The following is a 440-nucleotide window of genomic DNA, read 5'->3' as shown; positions in this document are numbered from 1 at the left end:
CTGGAAAGCAGGGCGTCGAAGCGTTATCTATGAACAATACGGAAGCAACAATCTGCGTACGTGGCCTGACCAAATCATTCGGTGGAACGCCGGTACTCCTTGGCGTCGACTTCAGCGTCGCCAAGGGCGAGGTCGTCGTGATCATGGGACCCTCCGGGTCTGGCAAGACCACGCTGTTGCGCTCGCTGAACTTTCTCGAGCAGCCCGACGCCGGATCCATACGGGTCTGCGGCACGGAAGTCGAGTGCTTTCCGAATCGGGAGCTCTCGCGCGAGAACAGGAAGCGGATCGCTGCGATCCGCCAGCGATCCGCGATGGTGTTTCAGTCGTTCAACCTCTTCCCGCATCGCACGGTTATCGAGAACGTGATCGAAGGCCCGGTGAGTGTCAAGAAGGTCGACCGCAAGGTGGCCATGACACGGGGAATGGCGCTGCTGGAG

Annotated in this window: 1 protein-coding gene; it reads left to right on the top strand. The window is 60.0% G+C overall.

The window, feature by feature from the left end:
- Positions 1–29 precede the first annotated feature (29 nt).
- Positions 30–440 (top strand): ATP-binding cassette domain-containing protein (locus AC1DMY_RS20980; protein WP_477166772.1); only part of this gene is annotated, 411 nt, incomplete at its 3' end.

The sequence above is a fragment of the Dyella sp. 01L423 genome (assembly GCF_056399945.1).
This window is presented reverse-complemented; position numbering and strand designations above follow the sequence as displayed.